This is a genomic window from Paenibacillus sp. FSL R5-0475, from assembly GCF_038004585.1.
Taxonomy (GTDB): Bacteria; Bacillota; Bacilli; order Paenibacillales; family Paenibacillaceae; genus Paenibacillus_AQ.
Window position 1 is genome coordinate 5,349,042 of the sequence record NZ_JBBORK010000001.1, and the last position, 18,993, is coordinate 5,368,034.

Below are 18,993 nucleotides of genomic sequence, written 5' to 3' on the forward strand. Positions count from 1 at the left end.
ATATGCTGATTTCATTGACTATACTTCGCCCCAATAGACCTCGGTCTCATATTCAAAAAACACTTTATCATCCTGTTTATTTCGTTCAAATAGGTTCCTCAGCTCCGTCATCATATTCTCGTAACGTGGATCTCCGGGGGCCGGAATGTAGGAAGATGATCTCGCCCGTCCGCTTAATCCCTCGAAATCAAACACCTGCTGATTGCTAAAGTGCGCTACTTGCATCTGCCCTGCCTTAAAAAAGGAGCTAAGGATTTCAGGGGTAATATTCTTATGATTAACTTGAGTGTAGTCGGTGCCGAAGGTTTGCACGAGCTGCTCATATTCCTCCAGAAATGGGGTACCGTAAGTACGCCGGGAATTCCATATCAGAACTGCCTTTCCACCCGGTTTAAGAATCCGCTTGAATTCCAATTGCGCTGCATCCCTATCAAACCAGTGAAACGCCTGGGCACACACGATAAAGTCTACAGACTGGTCTGGCAATTCTGTCTTCTCGGCAGAGCCAGGCAATGCGCGGAAATGGTTATCCTTTGCGAACTTCTCCTCCGCAGCTGTACGCATTTCCGGATTTGGTTCAACGGCAGTCACGCGACACCCGCGCTCCAGAAGCAGTGCTGAGAATATTCCTGTTCCTGCGCCAATATCCGCAATATCACAATTCGATTTTAGCCCAATCGTATTGTATAAATAATCAATGGCTTCTTTAGGATAACTCGGGCGGTATTTCACATACGAATCTACCCGATTTGAGAACCGTTCTTTGTTATTCATCCCAATACTCTCCCTTAGCTTTTAGGTTCGTACTCACTTAATTTGCCTTGATAGATCAGCTTCAGCCGATCGCTTTGCCGAAAGTCATCCGGCGTTACGAGCGCAGGCAGCTTGTTCCATAGCTTAATGCCGGACCTCTCCAGAATTTCCGCTACAAATTGTGAGCAGAAATAAGAGTTGCTGAATTCAACAGGTTCCTTCAAAGCGATACCAATCACGCCGAGAATATTATAGAGATACTTTTGCCGGCTTCGGATAAAGACTTTGAGTACCCGCTCCATCTTCTCCACTTCACGGGCTGTAACTTGAAGTTCATATAGAACACACGTCGTATTTGGATATTTGCTGAACGTGCCTGTCTTAATATCTTCCTTCACGAATCCTCCGTTTAGAGGGTTGCTCGGGTGCTTTCTGCCAAAGCTATATAACTCGGAAAGCTCCCGATTAAAGGAGATCGAGGCATGATTATAAGGAGCTCTCGTGTAGCCTTGAATAAGCTTCGTAAAGAGCGTTCCGGTATTCGTAAGCAAGATAAAGACCGATGGATCATCTGCCATTTACAATTTTCCCCTTATCAAGATTGAACGTTTCCTTCATAATAACATATGAACCCATTAATGGAATCTACTCTACGACAAGTTGGTGATTAGCTATCGACCGCTCTCTATTAACGGTAATCCTGATTTTTGCGGCCTTATCGGCCATTCACTTGATGTATGTAGTTATAGGCAAATTACAGCCCAGTAAAGATTATACAGGGATCGGCTTCCGCATCAAAACCTGGTGGGGAATGCTTTTTATCTTTTGTTTGGCTACTCTCTTTAATCCAGTCGTCTCACTATTGGCACTCATGGTGCTGACCTTCTTCGCACTCAAAGAATATTTTTCCATGATAAAGTCACGAAAATCCGACCGCAGACTATTTCTGTGGGCGTACTTATCCATTCCTCTACAGTTCTACTGGATTTATATCGAATGGTACGGGATGTTCATTGTGTTTATTCCAGTCTATGTATTCTTACTCCTACCGCTACCTAGGCTCATTAATAAAGGGACAGTTGGCTTCCTGCGTAGTGTTAGTTCAACCCAGTGGGGATTAATGCTGATGGTCTTCGGACTTAGTCACTTAGCTTATTTTCAATTTGCTACACCGGAGTATGGAGCGGGGCTTGTATTATTCCTAGTAGTGCTGACACAGCTGAATGATGTGGTCCACTATCTCGCATCCCTTTATATGGGAAAGCGCAAAGTGGTCCCAACCGCCAACCCGTATTTGACCTGGGAAGGTTTTGCCTGTGCGTTTGTCGTAACAACCGGGGTCTCCTATTTGATCTATCCCTACCTGACGCCGCTCAACCCGATCTTCGGTTTCCTGTCAGGCATGCTAATCAGTTTGAGCGGCTTCTTGGGTAGCTTAACGGTTTCCGTGCTGAAGCGAGATTTGCTCATCGGTGATGGCGATAAATTCGTAGCTTTAAAAGAAAGCTATTTAAGCCGTGTGGATAGCTTGACCTACACCTCGCCGGTCTTTTTCCATGTCATCCGTTATTTCTTCGATTTCATGTAAATTAGTTTTCTACAACGATTTTGATCGCTTGGCCGATAGGTGGCAAGCTTTTGGTCAACATTGGACCGTAGAACGCATACACTTTGTCACCTTTTTTCAGCTCACTTATGGCAATCTTCTGATTGTCTTTCGTGCCGAGAATAGTCGTAGTATCTGAAGTATTTAGAACAATCGTCTCGAAGGAAGAATCACTGAGCTTATCGCCTTTGATTACAACGCGGGTCGTGCCATTATCTGAAGGAGTAGCCTCTTCGATCACGCCAACCGTTCCCAAGGTCTGCTGATCGGGAGCTTGTTCTTTCACAACAATCTTGATCGCGCCCGCCAATGGAGGCATGCTCATAGCCATGACCATACTGTGCTCGACCTCGATGGACATGCCTAGCTGCAGATCAGCAAAGGTTAGCTTCTTATTATCAACAGATACGATCTCCGTTTCATCAGAAATGCCTAGGCGAATGCCATGACCATAGCCGTTGAGGCCGATTTCAGCATTTTTTTCGCCCTTATAAATACTAGTGATTGATCCTTGTTTGATCGTGTCTGAAGCGGTCTCTCCATTGCCTTGTTCCTTGGAATTAATCGATATGGTTCCAGTTGGGCCTGCGACTACTTCAAGCTTCAATACTTTTTCGAAGAATGATAATGGAACGTAGGTTTTGCCATTCTTTAGCTCTGGTACAGCACCCAGCGAAAGAATTGTTGTACCATTACGGTAAGCATCTTTTGCAATTTGAAAGGACATCGACTGGCTATCTTTCTCAAGACCTAGCGATTGAAGGCTTTGAGTCCATGTTAGCTTGTATCCAAGCGCTTCAGCTGCTGTACGGATTGGGATCATAACTTCCTTGCTTGAACCTACGTATAGCGGAACATCGACTGGGGAGTAGCCGTTACCATCAATGACTAGCACATATTTTAGACCACCATAAGAATCCTGCGGTACTGAGGAATTAGTCGCTGGTTTGACTGGAGCTGGCTGGATTGGAGCAGCAGAGATGACGTTCGATGCTATGAGCGTGCCAGCGAGGACCGCTCCGATTACTTTGAATGTTTTCATAGTGAATTATACCTCCTGAGATGAATGAAATTGTGCTACTCTATCATTCTTAACGTGAGGTCCAGGAAAAATGTTGCGATAAGATTGATCACTCAGCCGTTCCATAAATGATCTTGGAGCGTCTTAGTCATGTTCTCTTGCTGGCTGGAAAACTGCTTAAATCTATGTCCGTTCGCTCCAGAAGGATGAGGAAATCCCCATAAACAGCGGTGATCATCGAGCTTACCCTCAGATACCAAAAGCTGGAGCATTTCCTCGACCGTTTTTCCTAAAGGAATAATTAAAGCTTGGCTCAGGATGCCCAGCTCCTGCTCTAACGACAATAGCGCACATTCTCTAAGGAACGGATCTGAACGTAGCTTAGGATGTGCCCCATTATAATTTTTCTTCTCTACGAACACAGGAAAACGCAATAAAGAGGTGGTATGTAGGTTCGTTTGCTGCTCCTGAAACAATTGGTCACAAGAGTTAAGGTTCAAGTACTGATGCAGCCCAAGTGTATCTAGCATGTGAATTAACGTACTCCTCATGGAGCCTGCGAATCTCGCCGCTTCTTTTGCTTTTCTGCATACCTCTTCATCTAAAAGCCCGGCTTTCAACCCAATGACTGCTTCTTGTATGGCTATTCTCATTTGTGTAAAACCGGGTGTTAGTCCGATAATGATCACCTTTGCAGTAGGATTCAGGTACTCATTGTGCGGTGCATAGTACATTTCAAGCTTGCCGCTACGCTTCATTAGAAGCTTATCTACCTGCAGATCCTCTTTCGTTAGCGCGGTCCCCTTCGGAAGTGAAAGCATCGCTGCTTTATATTGTTGCAAATGGTTAGAGATGAGCATGTCATCCACCTCTCATGTCCCTATAATGATCCACTCACGAGACGCCCTTCGTACCATACGGCTTGACGATCCGCTCTTCGTGCTACAGCTTCAGCCGAACAGCTCGCATGCAGCAGCACAAAGCTTGCAGTGTCTCCTACCTTTGGCCACACCTGTTCACCTTTTAGATTAAGAGGCGTTATCCCTCCTGTTATGAATCTAAGGGATTGCGATAATGACCCTTCATCACTACACCCATATAACTCTGCGTACCGTCCCGCCTTCTCCAATTGATCTCCATTTCCAAAAGGAGACCAGTGATCCGTAAGGCTGTCTGTTGCCAGTTTCACTTGTACACCTTGGCTGTGCAGCATCGGTAGTGGCATCATCATTCTTCCAATAGGTACTGTGGATGCAATACCCATACTAAGTGATGCCATCCGTGCAGCCATTTCCTCTGCTTCCTGCTGCGATGCACCTGCGAACCAGAATGCGTGACTAACGGTCACCTTGCCCTGTAAGCCAGCTTCTTCTGTGAGATCAGCCAAACGCGATAGCGTCTGCTTTCCTGCTTCTTTTCCATCATGTAAGTGAAGATCAATGCCAGCATTATTCATTACCGCTAGCTCGACCATGGTCTGGAGTGACTTCTCGATATCTCCATCCACTGAGTATGGATCGACACCACCTACATAGGTTGCCCCCTCTGCCAGGGATTGCTTTACTAATTCAACAGAATTAGAGCGAAGCAGACCATGCTGCGGAAAGGCTACAATTTCAGATGAAATTTTGCCGGAGAAGGTATCCAATGCTTGCAGGGTTGCCTCTAAACGCTTCAGACCGCTGACAGGCTCAATATTACAATGACTACGCACATATGTGGCACCGAAACGCTGTATAAGCGTCAAGATGCTCTCCGCTTGTTGTCTCGCCATAGGCAGCAGCTTAGGCAATAATACCTTCTCTTCCTCAATGCGTTCGAAGACACCGGCTGCAGGCTTTACCGCTTTCCATGGTCCAGCGAAATATGTTTTATCTAAATGGATATGTGCCTCCTCAAAGGAAGGAAGCATCAATAACCCTTTGCAGTCATATTTAGGTAGATGACTCTGAAGCTCTACGTCCGCTCCAACCACTTCCGAAATGTTATCCCCGTCAATTCGGATATGACAAACCTTCGTATCTGTACCAACCACTTGTCCATCCTCAATAACATAACCCTGCTCTAATCTTATATTGGTTAACCAGTAAGAAGCATTCAACATGCTACCCCATCCTTTTCTCAACGATTTAATATAGGTGCGAACCACTTTATCCTAAATGGTACCATAGCCCTTCCTATATAAAAAATGTTTGAAAGGTTTTTAGCATAAGACTATATCGTAAATATCCCAACTTCTAACTTTAAAAATACAGATAACTCGCTGAGTTCTCTAAGTTTGGTCGTCATCTCATCGATAGTCGCAAGTTGCTCCTCCGTGGAAGCCGCTACTTCCTGTGAGGACGATGCCGACTGATCAATGAGTTGCGAAGATTGCACTAGAGCCTTCAATGATTGATGTGACATTGTAGACAACTCACCAAATATGCCTTGAATTCGCAGCGTGCTTTGGGTTGTTAGATCAACCTTCTGAACGATTTCCTCCAGAGATTGTTGCCCTTGTAATACTAAATCATTCTGTTGATTGACCACTTGTTGACTCGATTCCATCGTTTTGACCGCTGCATTCGTATCCGCTTGAATTGCGCCAACAAGCTCGGCAATCTGCTCGGCTGCTCTTTCGGAACCTTCAGCAAGCTTACGGATCTCTCCTGCAACTACTGCAAAACCTTTCCCTTGCTCTCCAGCGCGGGCCGCTTCAATGGCTGCATTTAGCGCGAGTAGATTCGTCTGACTAGCCAATTCGGAAATCACGTTAATGATCTCACCGATTTGGCTGGATCGGCTGTTCAGCTGTGCAATGGTTTCTGTTGAACGCTCAATGGAACTAACCATAGTTTCCAAGTGATCTACAGATGCCCGGTTTGCACGCTGGCCAGTTTGCACCGCTTTTATTAAATGATTGGAATCGTGAACTGTCTTTACCGTTTCCTGAATAATTTCCTCAGAGATTTCCCCTGTCCGTTCCATCATCGTGAGTACTTGCCGCACATGTTCTGCTTGCTCCGTCGACCTCACAGCCATATCCGTAATAATCGTGGTAATTTGCTTGGATGTCTCATTTGTCTGCTCTGCTGAAACTTGAAGTATTTCTGCATTTTCATTCAGATGATTGGCCTGTGAAGTGACATTCCCGACGATGGCCCGAATGTTATCCAGAAACTGATTCATGGAATACGCCAACATCCCAATCTCATCATTACGCTTCATGTCCAGCTTCTTAGTCAGATCGCCTCCGTGTTCAACAAGCTCCATTACATGCTCATTGATTCTTCGCAGCGGTCGTACAATAAGTCGGGTTAAGATAATGAAGAGTAAGACAATAAAAATAATCAAAGCGATAACAAAACCGCCAATAATTAAATATTGGTTGTTCATCATTGGCTCCAAGATCTGTTTTACAGGCATCACCAGCACTAGCTTGTAATCTGTATCGCCGATCCTTGTAAAAGCATAAACATTCTTCGAGTCTTCCGTACCACTAGTTCCCGTAGATTGTGCTATGACCTGACCAACCTTTTGCAACTGTATGTCCGGTTCATCAAATATAGCTTTACCTATATCTTGCTTAGGGTTCTGGCTTGCTACATATCGACCAGCTTTATCTATGACAAAATAATAACCTGCATCCTCCTCACTCATTTCAGCCAAGCTCTTCTGAAAATCATTCGACAATCGACTATTCAGTTTAGTAGAAGTAAGCTCCACCTTATAGTTAAGCTTTTGTTCAACTTCATGACTGAGAATTTCATTAAACTTAGAAAATGTGTACATACATAGACCTGCAAAAATCAACACCATGTATACTACAGAAACGGTCATAACGATGGTTCGAACGGTTTTCTTCTTCAATGTCTGAATTCCCTTCCAATCTAGTGACATCATGTCATCCATAGCTACAGATTAATCTGACCGTGATGTTTGACGCTGGACCTAGCTTCTCCAATGCGACTAGCTTCCTTGTTCAGTAGCTCCTCCACTCGATGGCTCTTCAGCCCCCTTCTAGAAATCTCCTTTAAGACCTCTTCCAGTCCGGTGATCATGTTCAGCGGTGCTTCTCGATCTGCCCCCGGTGTATCACCATTGTCGTGCAGAACGATGATAGAACCGGGTTTTATCTTTTTCAATAAGTCATGCTTTATTTGGGCTGCGCTAACAGACGCCTTCCAGTCTCCCACCATTACAGACCACAACACTACCCGATAAGAACGTCTAAGAAAGACAAGATCGCCTAAATTAAGGAGCCCCCATGGTGGTCGATACAAGATAGGCCGCTCTCCTGTAATCCGCTCGACAATATCAGCTGTTCGATCTACTTGCTTCCGTCTATTCGTCCATGGAGAGTAAATCCAGTTAGGCGTATGTGTATAATTATGAATGCCGATCTGATGTCCTTCACGGTGCATTCGCTGGATTAAATCCGGGAATTGCTCAGCCCTTTTGCCTAATACGAAAAAAGTTGCTTTAACGTCATGTTCATGCAGCAAGTCCAATAATTCAGGGGTATAGCATGGATCTGGTCCGTCATCGAAAGTAAAGGCAACTTCCTTCGCGGCATTTCCTCTGGATACAACACCCCATCCCAATATTCGAGTAATCACAAACGGAACAATCATATAAAGAATAATCGCATCTATAGCTAAAATAAGGAGCGTCCACACTAGGAAACCGCCTCTTTCCTTCGAGGAGCAAACCGCGCTTTCAAAGACTGCTTACTAAGCACGAGCATCTTAGGAGACAACTTCTCCGTGCTGTCCTCAACGCGATGTTTCCCCTCCGGATGCAGCATCCGAAGTAAGAACCGAAGATAGATTCCGAACCATCGCCGCTGCCATTTGGACTTGATAGGATGCTGCTCAAACCCTATTCCATGAATGATCCCCCGGTGAAGTAGCGTAATCCCCGTTAGCGCCTGCACTTTGCTTAGTTCTGGATTGCTATCTAATTCACGACTAATCTCCTTCATGGCCTCGCGAAGCATACGTGCAGTTCGAATTCCGGCCCGATCAGCGCCCAGGGTACGCGTAAGCTGCACTACCTGACGATTATCCAGATGAAGTTCACCCACCCAATCTCCGGGAAGAATCTGATGTCCATCTTGGCAAACTATACTTTCACCGTGATACTTTAACACGACCAATTTACATATCCCGTATCTCCACACAGACTGGCTGCGGAATTTGGTGACAATAGCAAATAGATTCTCCCACATCATCCAAAGAGATTGCGAGAATACTTTTATAAATGAAACTGAGGCTACCATTAATCTTCCTTCTTTCGTGTAAAAGTTTATCTTCTAGCAAAATCTTTCACTAAACGCCGCGTATACCTGCCGATCATCTTTACTAAACTGTTGCCAAGATAAGCACCTATCCAAAGAGATACCGCGCCTAACAGCATGAACAGAAGTGAGGTGTTGAGTGTTTTATTTTCAATCCCGAATAACGATATAGAAGAGATATCGATGAAATACAAGATAGGGGACAACAAGAGAATAATAGGGGACAAATAAAAAAGAGTTGCACATATGAGACTGAGCATTCCAATTCCAAATTGCAGCATCAACCCTATAATTGCTCTCCAGTTATGCTCATCAGACAACTCCGCCTTAACCTTTTCCCATATGTTTCCTTGTTCTTGAGATCGAGTTGGAAGCGTCCGAACGGAGATATCCGTATAGACTTTCGTTCGAATTCGCTCATGTTGTAAAAAGGTTTCGGTAGAACGCAAAACATAATAAAGGATCGGAATCCCTACTATGGTGAAGGACATCGCGACCCCAAAAGTGATGCCTACCAAATAAAAGCAAAAGTAAAATAGCCCTGTGGCAAAAGTAATTAATAAGAAACAGAAATTCCTCACATGCTTCCGGATCATTTGACTCATATTCTCCTCTTCCTCTCTGCACTAAAAATTTGTTCATCTTTGTAAATCCTATGTTAGAGCTCCTGATGTAAAATCGACCAGTGCCATAATGTCATATGACAGTTATTTCATACAAAAAAGCACCTTTCGCCTACTCCCACAAGGGAAAATAGACAACAAGGTGCTCGCTCTACAATTTCAGATCATTCGGTTTTAGTTATTCCAATGTGCCAAAGGCTTTCTCAACAGCCTCTTCGCGATTCCGTACACCCAGCTTAGCATAGATGGTAGAAGCGTAATTTCTCACCGTTCCATCAGACAAATACAATTTAGCTGCAATGGATTTATAACGCATGCCCTTTGACAGGCATTCTAGAATTTCCAGCTCGCGCGGGGTCAGCCCATACTCATTACTCTGCTCAGTCTGCGCTTCAGAAGTTGGATGCATCTCATAATGATCAATTAATACATTCGTAATAGCTGGTGTTATCATCTTCACACCCCGATGTACGAGACGTATCCCTTCGAATAGCTCCTGCGGTTCAGTAGACTTTAACAAGTAGCCATCTGCCCCGTTTTGCAGTGCTTCGACTGCCAAATCCGTTTCTTGAAAAGTAGTCAGGATCAGCACTCGTACCCCTGGCCACTTTTGCTTAATAAGCTTCGTTGCTTCCGCACCGTCCATGTCAGGCATATTTAAGTCCATCAGCACCACATGAGGCTGTTCCTGCTCACAGAAGCCTACTGCTTGCTCACCATTCTCAGCTAACCCAATGATCTCAAAATCGGGCTGCTGCTCTAAAATAATTCGCAGACTATCCCGAATATAAGGTTGATCATCGACCAGCAATAAGCGAATCATTTCCTCCTGTATCTCTTCAAGCCTTGGTAAACTACAGGTCACTAAGGTTCCTTCCCCTGGCTTAGAGTAGAGATACACTTGGCCTTGCAGGTTGGAAGCACGTTCCTTCATCGCGTTCACACCAAATCCTGCTTTTAAATCTTCAGTGCCTAATCCATTATCCTGCACTTCCAGTCGAATTAACTTCTCTTCGTAATGCAGGGTGATGACAATTTCACTGGCTTGACCATGACGAACAGCGTTGGTTATCGACTCTTGCAAACATCTATATAAGGTCATTTTAGCCTGCTTGGATATTGTATAAGCCTCTCCGAACGTTCTTAGACGAACCTTAACCTTCGAAAAGGTCTGGAAATCATCCACTAATTTCTGCAAGGACTGCATAAGCGTCAATGAATCCTGCGAAGAGCCCACATGGTGCAAATATTTACGCACATCATCCAAGCCATTGCGAGTTAGCTTTAATAAGGAATCTATCTTTTGCTCTCCTTCAGAGGTATTCACCTCCGTACGTAAAGTCTCCAGCCCCATAAGAATTGAAGTATAAGAATGCCCTACAGTGTCATGCAAATCTTTGGACAATCGATCTCTTTCCTCCAGAAGGGTCATACGCTCGACTTGTGAAATATACTGCTCCAGGACAGCATTCTGGTTCTTAATAATCCCGTTCTGCTTATGATTCACCACCAGCAAGTGAAAAGCGAAGCCAATCGTATACACCAAGCCAAAGTTCACAATCATCGATATAGCATCCATTTGTTGTGACAATTCAGATAACATTATTGGAATCAAGATCACCGTGATCGGAGCTGACCAACGATAGGACTTCTGTGCACTATTGCTGGCAATCATAAAAGCAATTGGCAGAAAAGTTACATACGAATCAGGAAACAGAGCAGCCAAATATAAGCATAGACCACCTGAAAGAAGGATCTCCGCCATCAGATAATACTTATAATGCAGCTGCAAACAAAACCAAGGCACTGAAAAAGAGATCACACCCCAAACAAACACGATCCAGAAAGGAATCGTAAAGTCCTCCGAGAGGTAACACATCGTAACTATAAAAGAAGTAGAAAAACAAATCCGAAACAGGAGGACGAGCCAATCGTACCAGAACCACTGTTTGACCAGATTAAACAAGATATTGCCCCCTATAAATTCTGCTGACTAGACCCTTATTATAGTGTAACCCCCTGAGGCCTTACTAGTTACAAAAGGTCATGAGATGGGATGACATTTATGCTAGGAGTGTAATTACAGAATAGAAAAAAAGATACCATCCCTTTAGGGGCAGCATCCCTTGATCAATCCTAATCGATTTCTGGAATTAAAACTTAATTCGTGAAAATCCATTGTCTGTCATTACATACCCCACGCGATTGCCTACATAGTTGAAATTAAAATCATCCTTCAGCTTAAAAGTATAATCTACTGCGAGCGTTTTAGGATTTAAAACATATGTGGTGGAACCCGGGAAGCCAAGCTCAATATTACCATCCTGTAATCGGCCCAACGATACAAAAAATTCTGTCTCATCTTTAAGCGCTACCGACTTAACTAATCCTTTGACATTATATAGAGACAGCTTGCCATTGGCATAAACCCCATAAACTTCACCAAGTGAGGATACGACAGCATCACCTGCGATATCTCTTCCCCACAGTAGATTACCTTTAGAGTTGAATCCGAATAACCGATTCCCTGTCTTTGGTATATTAGTACGGATTAATACTGTTCCATCGGGAAGCACCTGATTGTAAGACACTTCAGTGTACGAATCGGCTGGCATTTGATATGTAAAAACTGAATTCAAGGAAGAATCGAGTGCCTGGATACGTGAGCCTTTCCCACCACCGTAATTCGTTTGAATTAAGACACGATTTCCTTGCGCCAATACCGTTCCTTTATAAGAAATATTTTTTACTTTGGTACCACTTTTATTAATTAAAGTTAGTGACCCGTTATAATTCCCATTGTTATCAAAATTACCTTGGGATGCAAAGACTAAACTCCCGTTATCAAGTCTATATAAGTATCCCTCTGTCTGAGACAAATTCACTTTCCATTTCCGTTTTCCGTCTGGTCCCACCGCATAGATCTGAGTTGCGTCAGGTGAAAGATTATCTGTAAAGGTTATGTATACCGTTCCATCTGGCGCCACTAAATAATCTTTCGATTCACGAAACATCGCTGTGCCCGGGTCTGCAAAATTAACTGACCACTTTAGCTTCCCTGTCTGTGTATCATAAGATTTCAGCGTATCAACCAACCATACCTTAGTTTGGGTAGCATGCTCTTCCTTAGTGTGGAGATAGACTGTATTTAATGATGGAAGTTCCACGGGACCCCCTTCTATGCTTTCTAATGCTCCCACAACATTCAGCTGACTCCATTGGGGGCTAGGTAATTTCGTTACTGTTCCAGCGGCCTCTACAACATTAAAAGATAGCGTACTGGCGGTAATCAGCAAGAGCGCAAGAAGACCTGTAAATATTCCTTTTTTCAAAAAATATCAACCTTTCTTTCCATAAATAGTATGTATCATGTTACTTTACTACCTTTTTTAAGGGACAACAAGATTATATTAATCATCTTTTTTTATAAAGGCATAAATTGTATGATAGTACATATTATTTAGCCAGAAATTATGGATGAAGGGGTCGATAACCAATGGGCGTGAATATCCAGATACAAAATGTAATGGATCAATTAAACAAATGGCTCATTAAATCACCTCAAGAAATCAGACTTATGTCAGAAACAGAAGTGACAGAGCGCCCCCAGCCGCATAAATGGTCACGAAAAGAAATATTAGGACATCTATGTGACTCCGCGATCAATAATCTTGAACGATTCATCAAAATTCAATATGAGGAGCAACCATACGTCCTGCATGGTTGATTCAAGACTATCTAGAACATATGGTGCACCATATTCAAAAGCAAATTTTATAACGCATTACTCATCACCGGAGGACACAATTATGTTAGCCGCACTACTTCACGGAATCGCCTTAGCCTTTGGATTAATTCTTCCGCTTGGCGCACAAAATGTTTTTGTATTTAACCAAGGGGCCTCACAGCCACAGTTTAAAAAAGCCATCCCAGTTATTATTACGGCTGCTTTATGTGACACCCTTCTTATTTTATTAGCCGTCTTAGGTGTTTCTGTTCTTGTGTTTGCCATCCCTGTTCTGCAGACCGCTTTATTTGCAGTAGGACTTGTATTTCTTTTGTATATGGGATGGTCCATCTGGAGAAGCATACCGACATCTTCATCCGTAGATGCAGTACCACTATCTTCAAAAAAACAGATCTTATTTGCGATGTCCGTTTCTTTATTAAATCCACATGCTATCCTGGATACGATTGGGGTTATCGGCACCAGCTCCCTTAGTTACACGGGCATAGAAAAAGTTACATTCGCCGTTTCGACTATCCTGGTTTCTTGGATTTGGTTCTTTGGGCTTGCTGTAGCAGGAAAGACCGTAGGACAAATAGATTCAAGCGGCAAAATCATGCTGATCATTAATAAGATCTCTGCGATTATCATTTGGATCGTTGCAGCGTATATTGCTTACAAGCTTTTTCAAATGTAATTAAGAAAGGTCATCCCTTATAGGGATGGCCTTTTGTTAATATCTATACATATTCTTGTCCCTACATTCAGTTCACTATATGAGAGTCATAAGCCGTACACCAAATCGTCGTATAATTAAGTCCAATTTACACCATAATGTACTAGAATTTTGACTTCTTGTTCGGAATGCTGTACATTACAAAGTGGACGAACAATAATCAAACAAAAATACTATAATGTTCGCATTTAGAGGTGTATATAATGAAAAAAGTATTCGATTATGAAGATATTCAGTTAATTCCTGCAAAATGTATCGTAAATAGCCGTTCTGAGTGTGATACAACAGTCACCTTAGGTGGTCATACTTTTAAATTACCTGTGGTACCTGCAAATATGCAAACCATCATAGATGAGAAGATCGCCAGCTTCTTAGCCCAAAATGGCTACTTCTACATTATGCATCGTTTTGAACCGGAGAAGCGTACGTCTTTCATCAAGGACATGCACACCCGCGGATTAATCGCATCCATTAGTGTCGGAGTCAAAGAAGAAGAATACGATTTCGTTGAACAATTAGCTAACGAACAGTTGATTCCGGAATTCATTACGATCGATATTGCACATGGTCATTCCGAGGCTGTCATTCGAATGATCAAACATATTAAACAATATCTACCTGCTAGTTTCGTTATTGCTGGAAACGTGGGAACTCCTGAAGGCGTTAGAGAATTAGAGAACGCTGGGGCCGACGCTACTAAAGTGGGAATTGGACCAGGGAAAGTATGTATCACGAAGATTAAGACAGGATTCGGAACAGGTGGCTGGCAATTAGCCGCACTACGCTTGTGTGCCAAGGCTGCAAGTAAGCCTATTATCGCTGACGGAGGCATTCGGACACATGGAGATATCGCCAAGTCCATTAGATTTGGTGCTTCCATGGTCATGATCGGTTCCCTATTTGCTGGGCATGAAGAATCTCCTGGTGATACCATCGAGATCGATGGAAAGCTGTATAAAGAGTACTTCGGCTCCGCTTCTGAATACCAAAAAGGTGAAAAGAAGAATGTTGAGGGCAAAAAAATAGTTGTCGAGCACAAAGGTGCTTTAGCAGAAACCTTGAGAGAGATGGAGCAAGATCTTCAGTCCTCGATTTCTTATGCTGGAGGCAATAAATTAGAAGCTATTCGTAAAGTAGATTATGTTATCGTTAAGAATTCCATTTTTAATGGTGACAAGGTCTATTAACAAACATAAAAGAGGTGAGTAAGACGACTTAGGTCGTTCTTGCTCACCTTTTTTTAGGTTGTTATGATTTCTGCTATACCACTTTGGGGTAATCATCTAATAGGCTATTAGATTGAACAAGAGAGGATAATCCCTATGCGGCAAGCTATGATTATTATTAACCCCTCATCTGGTAAAGAAGAAGCTGGCGAATATGTCAGATATGCAGAAAGAGTTCTAGCTGATCAAGGCTACTTGGTTACGATTAAGGAGACGGCAAAAGAACTAGATGCAACTCGTTATTGTATCACTGCCTGTGAGGAGTGTTACGATCTAGTCGTCTCCATTGGCGGGGATGGCACGCTTCACGAGACCATTAATGGTCTTATGAATCAGAAACAACACCCAAAGTTAGGTGTAGTCCCTTTAGGAACGGTTAATGATTTTGCCCGCGCGTTACAGATTCCATTGAATCCCGAAATAGCCATTCAAACCCTTGCTTCCTCGAACGTAAAGACAGTAGATATTGGTTGCTTGAATGACCGCTTATTCGGAAATGTTGTTGCTGTAGGTTCAATCGCCGGATCTTTATCCTCCGTTTCAATCGAAGAGAAAACCAAGCTCGGCTCTTTGGCATATTTGAAAGAAGGCCTAAAACAACTTACAAGCACTTCCCCCCACCCTCTTGTCATTCATTATGACGAGAAGACATGGCAAGGCGATTCCCCGCTTTTTCTCGCCGTGTTAACCAACTCCGTTGGCGGATTCGAGAATCTGATACCTGATGCTGCGGTTGACGATGGTCTGCTTCACTGTTTTATTATTCAAGACCTCAGTATACTCAATACCATTACAGCCAGTATTTCTTTACTACTTGGCAGCCTTAAGGATCATAAAGACGTTGTCTATTTCACGGCCCAAAATGTGACTGTGAGCTCTCCAGAAGCCGTAAAAACCAATGTGGATGGTGAAGAAGGTCCGATTTTACCAATTACGCTAAGTGTTCTCCCTCGTCATATCCAAGTCATTGTGCCGGAAGTAGACTAACAAATAAAAAGCAGTCCGGAACTCAAAAAGTTCCAGACTGCCATTCATTTATGGATACCCCGTTCCATATCTCCTTCTAATCAAATAACTAAGAAGTAAATTCTATTCCGATACAATAAACTTTTTACTTAATAACCACATTCCGCCGCTAATCCCTAAGAAATAGATGGGCATCGTCAGTAATGAACCATTATGCAGGGCGCTCATTCCCCATGTCGCCAAACTAACTAATAAGTAATATCCCAAACTGAAGATCGCACCTGCTGTTCCCACAACATCCTGAAAATTGACAAGCGCAAGACTTAGACAATTAGGTAAAGCGATACCGGCCCCCATTAACATGACAAAAAGGGTTATTAGAATGCATACCATCAACATCATATTCGGCAACGAGACAAGGCTGCTTACGATTGTTAATAGCAAAGCCCCACTGGTCATCACTAAACAGCCGATGTGAATTATTTTTTCTGCGGCATAGAGACACAATAATCTCTTGGACATCATTGCTCCCACTATCGATGCCAAAGCCACAACAATGCCTAGAAAACCATATACTCCCGGTGAAATGTTAAAGTGTTCAATAAATATAAAGGGTGCTTCCGCATAGTAGCTAAATAAAACTCCATTGATGCCCCCGATCAGTAACCCAAACACTAGTACACGTGGCAATGAGAGCATTCTTTTAACGATAGGTAGAATAGCCACCTTTTTTCTCACGGAAACATCAGTCGTTTCTGGCAGCTTCCAAAAAGCATACACAAATAACAACACACTCATCATCACTAATGTAAAGAAAACCGCTCGAAAACCAAAAGCTTGATCCACCCATCCGCCAATAAGCGGCCCTACTGCTGGAGTAAAAGCGATCACCGCCGAGATTTGGGCAAACATGGCATGCCGCTTATTCCCGGATACACTCTCCCGAAGAATGGTTTGCGTAATGATAGAGCCAGTTGCTGCTCCAAATGCTTGAATGAAACGGCTGACCAGAAGTAGAGTAATGGATTCCGAGTAAAAACACATCAAGCTTCCAACACCATATACAATGAGGCCACCCAGCATGGCAGGTCTCCGTCCGATGAAATCAGAGAGCCAACCCCAACACAAAACACCTAAAGCAAATCCGATAAAATATATACTTAATGTTAACTGTACAGAACTATTAGAGACCCCAAGTGCTACCGCAATATCCGGCAACGATGGAGTGTAGATCGTCTCACTAATTTGCGGAAAAGCCACAAGAACAATCATTAGCAGTAAAGATGGTGCTGCATATTTTTTCATATTAAATTCGCCCTCCTACAAGCTTATATCCTCGAACAACAACAAGAATATGAGCCTAGCTAGGGAAATGGGGGCATCATTATGGCAAGACGACTATAGATCATCATGTTCGATATTACCTTTCATTGTTAAGTTTTCTTTGTTATATAGGAGGGTTTCAATGATTCAACTAAAATATCATTATATACGGTAATAGAAAAGCTCTCAAACGAAACGCATCGCCTGAGAGCATATTTATGTTATGAGTTTTGTTCCGATAATCCATTTACAGTTATACCAGCGGCGCTGGACTTCTTTTTATCCTGAGAAGCATGTAGCTTTACCATCACAAATCGTGCAAAAGGTTGGATCACTATACTTTCAGCGATCAGTACAATTAGGAAATTTCTTGGCCAATTCGCTAAGAAGTGATTGAACGTTTCAGAACTCAACCCGTTTCCGATGATGTCTCCAATAAAGGTCATCACAAATGACATTCCTAGTACGGTGAAAAGAATACGAAATAGAATTTTGGCGTTGAAGCTATCGCTAGGTTGTGTGAATTTAGCTGTCAGCTTTTCTGCGATACGCCCAATAACAACAGGCTCTAAAATCATAACAATGACCCAAATGATCGGAAACACCTTAAGGATCGATAAGGCAACTTCTCCATTGAATTCTCCAACCGCTAAAATGATATTTAATGAAGACATAAACAGAACGGTTAGTGTGCAAATAATTGCACCGTATAATGCGCCCTCTTTGCCGTTTCTCGGTAATCTTGTTTCTAGATTCATGATGTTCTTCCTTTCAAAATTGTCGGTAATAGTTTCGCAATAGTCTTTAAAGGTGCGGTAGATCGCTGCGTTTGACACAGCATGATCGCACCCTCAATCGAGGTTGTCATCAATAAAGCAATATCAGAAGCTAGTTCATTCGAGAAGCCTTCAGTTGCAAGCTTCGTGTAGTAAATAGCCTGAATGTTCTCATAAAGTGAGTTACATGCTTGGCGGACAGGCTCACTGACCGTAGCCATTTCACTGACAATACTGCTAAATGTATAGCCTGTAAGCTTGCCCTCGGTTTCCAAGTTGTGAATTAACTTATTAAGCATGAATTGCGTGGCCTCTTGCGTAGAAGAATGCTTTTTGAAAATGTCCTCCATATCTATTGTGATTGCTTCCTTTAGGCTCTTTAGACAAGCAATTAATAGCTCTTCTTTTCCATTTGGAAAATGATGATAGAGCGCTCCTTTGGTAACATCACAAGCTTTTAAAATTTCACTAACGCCTACACTCTTGTAACCTTTTTGTTGAAAAAGGAGTGTCGCCTTCTCAATCATTAGTGATTTTGTATCCATAATTACGTATTCCCCCTAACATACCAACCGGTCTGTTTGTAATTATAACAACATAATATCCGTTAATGTAAGTGTTTTTTGCTTTTTTTCAAAAAAAGCATTGAAGTTTTCATAAAATACAGCAAAAAAAAGATCCTTGTCATGTTGTGCCGGAGGAGGCAAAGTTGCCGTCCCACATGGATTAATGTTATCATTCTGATGAAGTTATCTTACTTTAAATATGAAGGAGGAATACCTAATGAAAAAGAGATCCCTAAAATATTTATCTTTTGGTATTGGGTATTCTACTGCTGTTTTTTTCTAGAATTAATGATTGATAGGATAAGTCTGTCAAAAATTAAAACTAAAAAACAGTGGAGATATATAACCTAGCTATCGTTATGTATCTTCTATTTAAAGGAGACTTCATA

General features: G+C 42.6%; 19 protein-coding genes. 5 read left to right on the forward strand and 14 right to left on the reverse strand.

The annotated features are described in order from the left end of the window. Positions 1-18: 18 nt before the first annotated feature. Together MKX41_RS23920 and MKX41_RS23925 are read right to left on the reverse strand one after the other, a co-directional pair. Entirely contained in the window at positions 19-774 is a 756-nt protein-coding gene (locus MKX41_RS23920; RefSeq protein ID WP_076298036.1) for a class I SAM-dependent methyltransferase, read from the reverse strand. A gap of 14 nt (positions 775-788) precedes the next feature. Continuing rightward, entirely contained in the window at positions 789-1,331 is a 543-nt protein-coding gene (locus MKX41_RS23925) for a hypothetical protein (RefSeq protein ID WP_042192886.1), read from the reverse strand. Between the two features lie 95 nt (positions 1,332-1,426). On the opposite strand from MKX41_RS23925, the gene MKX41_RS23930 reads away from it, so the two are divergent. Continuing rightward, positions 1,427-2,341, forward strand: coding sequence for a phosphatidate cytidylyltransferase (locus MKX41_RS23930; RefSeq protein ID WP_042192888.1), 915 nt, complete (start codon positions 1,427-1,429; stop codon positions 2,339-2,341). Between the two features lies 1 nt (position 2,342). Here the strand turns inward: MKX41_RS23930 and MKX41_RS23935 are convergent, their stop codons facing one another. The 9 genes from MKX41_RS23935 to MKX41_RS23975 all read right to left on the reverse strand — a co-directional run bounded on the left by MKX41_RS23935 (position 2,343) and on the right by MKX41_RS23975 (position 12,616). Next, positions 2,343-3,401, reverse strand: coding sequence for a copper amine oxidase N-terminal domain-containing protein (locus MKX41_RS23935; protein WP_340973463.1), 1,059 nt, complete (start codon positions 3,399-3,401; stop codon positions 2,343-2,345). Between the two features lie 92 nt (positions 3,402-3,493). Next, complete coding sequence (locus MKX41_RS23940) at positions 3,494-4,240, reverse strand: uracil-DNA glycosylase family protein (RefSeq protein WP_340973464.1); 747 nt, start codon at positions 4,238-4,240, stop codon at positions 3,494-3,496. Positions 4,241-4,260: 20 nt separating this feature from the next. Next, a complete protein-coding gene (locus MKX41_RS23945) occupies positions 4,261-5,484 on the reverse strand; it encodes an amidohydrolase (protein WP_340973467.1) in 1,224 nt (407 codons plus the stop codon). Positions 5,485-5,594: 110 nt separating this feature from the next. After that, positions 5,595-7,232: a methyl-accepting chemotaxis protein gene (locus tag MKX41_RS23950; RefSeq protein ID WP_340973468.1), complete on the reverse strand. Its 1,638-nt coding sequence runs from the start codon at positions 7,230-7,232 to the stop codon at positions 5,595-5,597. Positions 7,233-7,276: 44 nt separating this feature from the next. Continuing rightward, positions 7,277-8,041 (reverse strand): polysaccharide deacetylase family protein, encoded by a 765-nt coding sequence (locus MKX41_RS23955; RefSeq protein WP_340973470.1) that lies wholly within the window; start codon positions 8,039-8,041, stop codon positions 7,277-7,279. Continuing rightward, a complete protein-coding gene (locus tag MKX41_RS23960) occupies positions 8,041-8,643 on the reverse strand; it encodes a YkoP family protein (protein ID WP_339244034.1) in 603 nt (200 codons plus the stop codon). Before MKX41_RS23960 ends, MKX41_RS23955 begins: the two co-directional genes overlap by 1 nt. A 26-nt stretch (positions 8,644-8,669) precedes the next feature. After that, complete coding sequence (locus tag MKX41_RS23965) at positions 8,670-9,266, reverse strand: sensor domain-containing protein (RefSeq protein WP_076284978.1); 597 nt, start codon at positions 9,264-9,266, stop codon at positions 8,670-8,672. A 196-nt stretch (positions 9,267-9,462) separates the two neighbouring features. Beyond that, positions 9,463-11,250: a hybrid sensor histidine kinase/response regulator transcription factor gene (locus MKX41_RS23970; RefSeq protein ID WP_340973471.1), complete on the reverse strand. Its 1,788-nt coding sequence runs from the start codon at positions 11,248-11,250 to the stop codon at positions 9,463-9,465. A gap of 187 nt (positions 11,251-11,437) precedes the next feature. Continuing rightward, positions 11,438-12,616, reverse strand: a complete 1,179-nt coding sequence (locus MKX41_RS23975; protein WP_340973472.1) for a hypothetical protein — start codon at positions 12,614-12,616, stop codon at positions 11,438-11,440. A 164-nt stretch (positions 12,617-12,780) separates the two neighbouring features. On the opposite strand from MKX41_RS23975, the gene MKX41_RS23980 reads away from it, so the two are divergent. From MKX41_RS23980 to MKX41_RS23995, 4 genes are all read left to right on the forward strand, one after another. Beyond that, positions 12,781-13,011: a hypothetical protein gene (locus MKX41_RS23980; RefSeq protein WP_340973474.1), complete on the forward strand. Its 231-nt coding sequence runs from the start codon at positions 12,781-12,783 to the stop codon at positions 13,009-13,011. A gap of 82 nt (positions 13,012-13,093) precedes the next feature. Then, positions 13,094-13,708 carry a LysE/ArgO family amino acid transporter gene (locus MKX41_RS23985; RefSeq protein ID WP_340973476.1) on the forward strand — a complete coding sequence of 205 codons (615 nt, stop codon included), beginning with the start codon at positions 13,094-13,096 and terminating at the stop codon, positions 13,706-13,708. Between the two features lie 242 nt (positions 13,709-13,950). After that, positions 13,951-14,934, forward strand: coding sequence for a GMP reductase (guaC, locus tag MKX41_RS23990; RefSeq protein ID WP_042192907.1), 984 nt, complete (start codon positions 13,951-13,953; stop codon positions 14,932-14,934). A gap of 135 nt (positions 14,935-15,069) precedes the next feature. Further along, complete coding sequence (locus tag MKX41_RS23995; protein ID WP_339267916.1) at positions 15,070-15,960, forward strand: diacylglycerol/lipid kinase family protein; 891 nt, start codon at positions 15,070-15,072, stop codon at positions 15,958-15,960. Between the two features lie 102 nt (positions 15,961-16,062). Here MKX41_RS23995 and MKX41_RS24000 read toward each other — a convergent pair whose 3' ends face one another. From MKX41_RS24000 to MKX41_RS24010, 3 genes are all read right to left on the reverse strand, one after another. Then, positions 16,063-17,244 carry a multidrug effflux MFS transporter gene (locus MKX41_RS24000; protein ID WP_340973479.1) on the reverse strand — a complete coding sequence of 394 codons (1,182 nt, stop codon included), beginning with the start codon at positions 17,242-17,244 and terminating at the stop codon, positions 16,063-16,065. 239 nt (positions 17,245-17,483) lie between these two features. Further along, positions 17,484-18,020: a DUF2798 domain-containing protein gene (locus MKX41_RS24005; protein ID WP_042192914.1), complete on the reverse strand. Its 537-nt coding sequence runs from the start codon at positions 18,018-18,020 to the stop codon at positions 17,484-17,486. Continuing rightward, positions 18,017-18,583, reverse strand: coding sequence for a TetR/AcrR family transcriptional regulator (locus tag MKX41_RS24010; protein WP_042192916.1), 567 nt, complete (start codon positions 18,581-18,583; stop codon positions 18,017-18,019). The genes MKX41_RS24005 and MKX41_RS24010 overlap by 4 nt, the downstream gene beginning before the upstream one ends. Positions 18,584-18,993: the final 410 nt, after the last annotated feature.

What these genes read in the sequence shown, in the direction of transcription:
- MKX41_RS23920 (WP_076298036.1), bottom strand. Translation starts at nt 774, where the DNA reads ATGAATAACAAAGAACGGTTCTCAAATCGGGTAGATTCGTATGTGAAA.
- MKX41_RS23925 (WP_042192886.1), bottom strand. Translation starts at nt 1,331, where the DNA reads ATGGCAGATGATCCATCGGTCTTTATCTTGCTTACGAATACCGGAACG.
- MKX41_RS23935 (WP_340973463.1), bottom strand. Translation starts at nt 3,401, where the DNA reads ATGAAAACATTCAAAGTAATCGGAGCGGTCCTCGCTGGCACGCTCATA.
- MKX41_RS23940 (WP_340973464.1), bottom strand. Translation starts at nt 4,240, where the DNA reads ATGCTCATCTCTAACCATTTGCAACAATATAAAGCAGCGATGCTTTCA.
- MKX41_RS23945 (WP_340973467.1), bottom strand. Translation starts at nt 5,484, where the DNA reads ATGTTGAATGCTTCTTACTGGTTAACCAATATAAGATTAGAGCAGGGT.
- MKX41_RS23960 (WP_339244034.1), bottom strand. Translation starts at nt 8,643, where the DNA reads ATGGTAGCCTCAGTTTCATTTATAAAAGTATTCTCGCAATCTCTTTGG.
- MKX41_RS23965 (WP_076284978.1), bottom strand. Translation starts at nt 9,266, where the DNA reads ATGAGTCAAATGATCCGGAAGCATGTGAGGAATTTCTGTTTCTTATTA.
- MKX41_RS23980 (WP_340973474.1), top strand. Translation starts at nt 12,781, where the DNA reads ATGGGCGTGAATATCCAGATACAAAATGTAATGGATCAATTAAACAAA.
- MKX41_RS23985 (WP_340973476.1), top strand. Translation starts at nt 13,094, where the DNA reads ATGTTAGCCGCACTACTTCACGGAATCGCCTTAGCCTTTGGATTAATT.
- guaC (WP_042192907.1), top strand. Translation starts at nt 13,951, where the DNA reads ATGAAAAAAGTATTCGATTATGAAGATATTCAGTTAATTCCTGCAAAA.
- MKX41_RS23995 (WP_339267916.1), top strand. Translation starts at nt 15,070, where the DNA reads ATGCGGCAAGCTATGATTATTATTAACCCCTCATCTGGTAAAGAAGAA.
- MKX41_RS24000 (WP_340973479.1), bottom strand. Translation starts at nt 17,244, where the DNA reads ATGAAAAAATATGCAGCACCATCTTTACTGCTAATGATTGTTCTTGTG.
- MKX41_RS24005 (WP_042192914.1), bottom strand. Translation starts at nt 18,020, where the DNA reads ATGAATCTAGAAACAAGATTACCGAGAAACGGCAAAGAGGGCGCATTA.
- MKX41_RS24010 (WP_042192916.1), bottom strand. Translation starts at nt 18,583, where the DNA reads ATGGATACAAAATCACTAATGATTGAGAAGGCGACACTCCTTTTTCAA.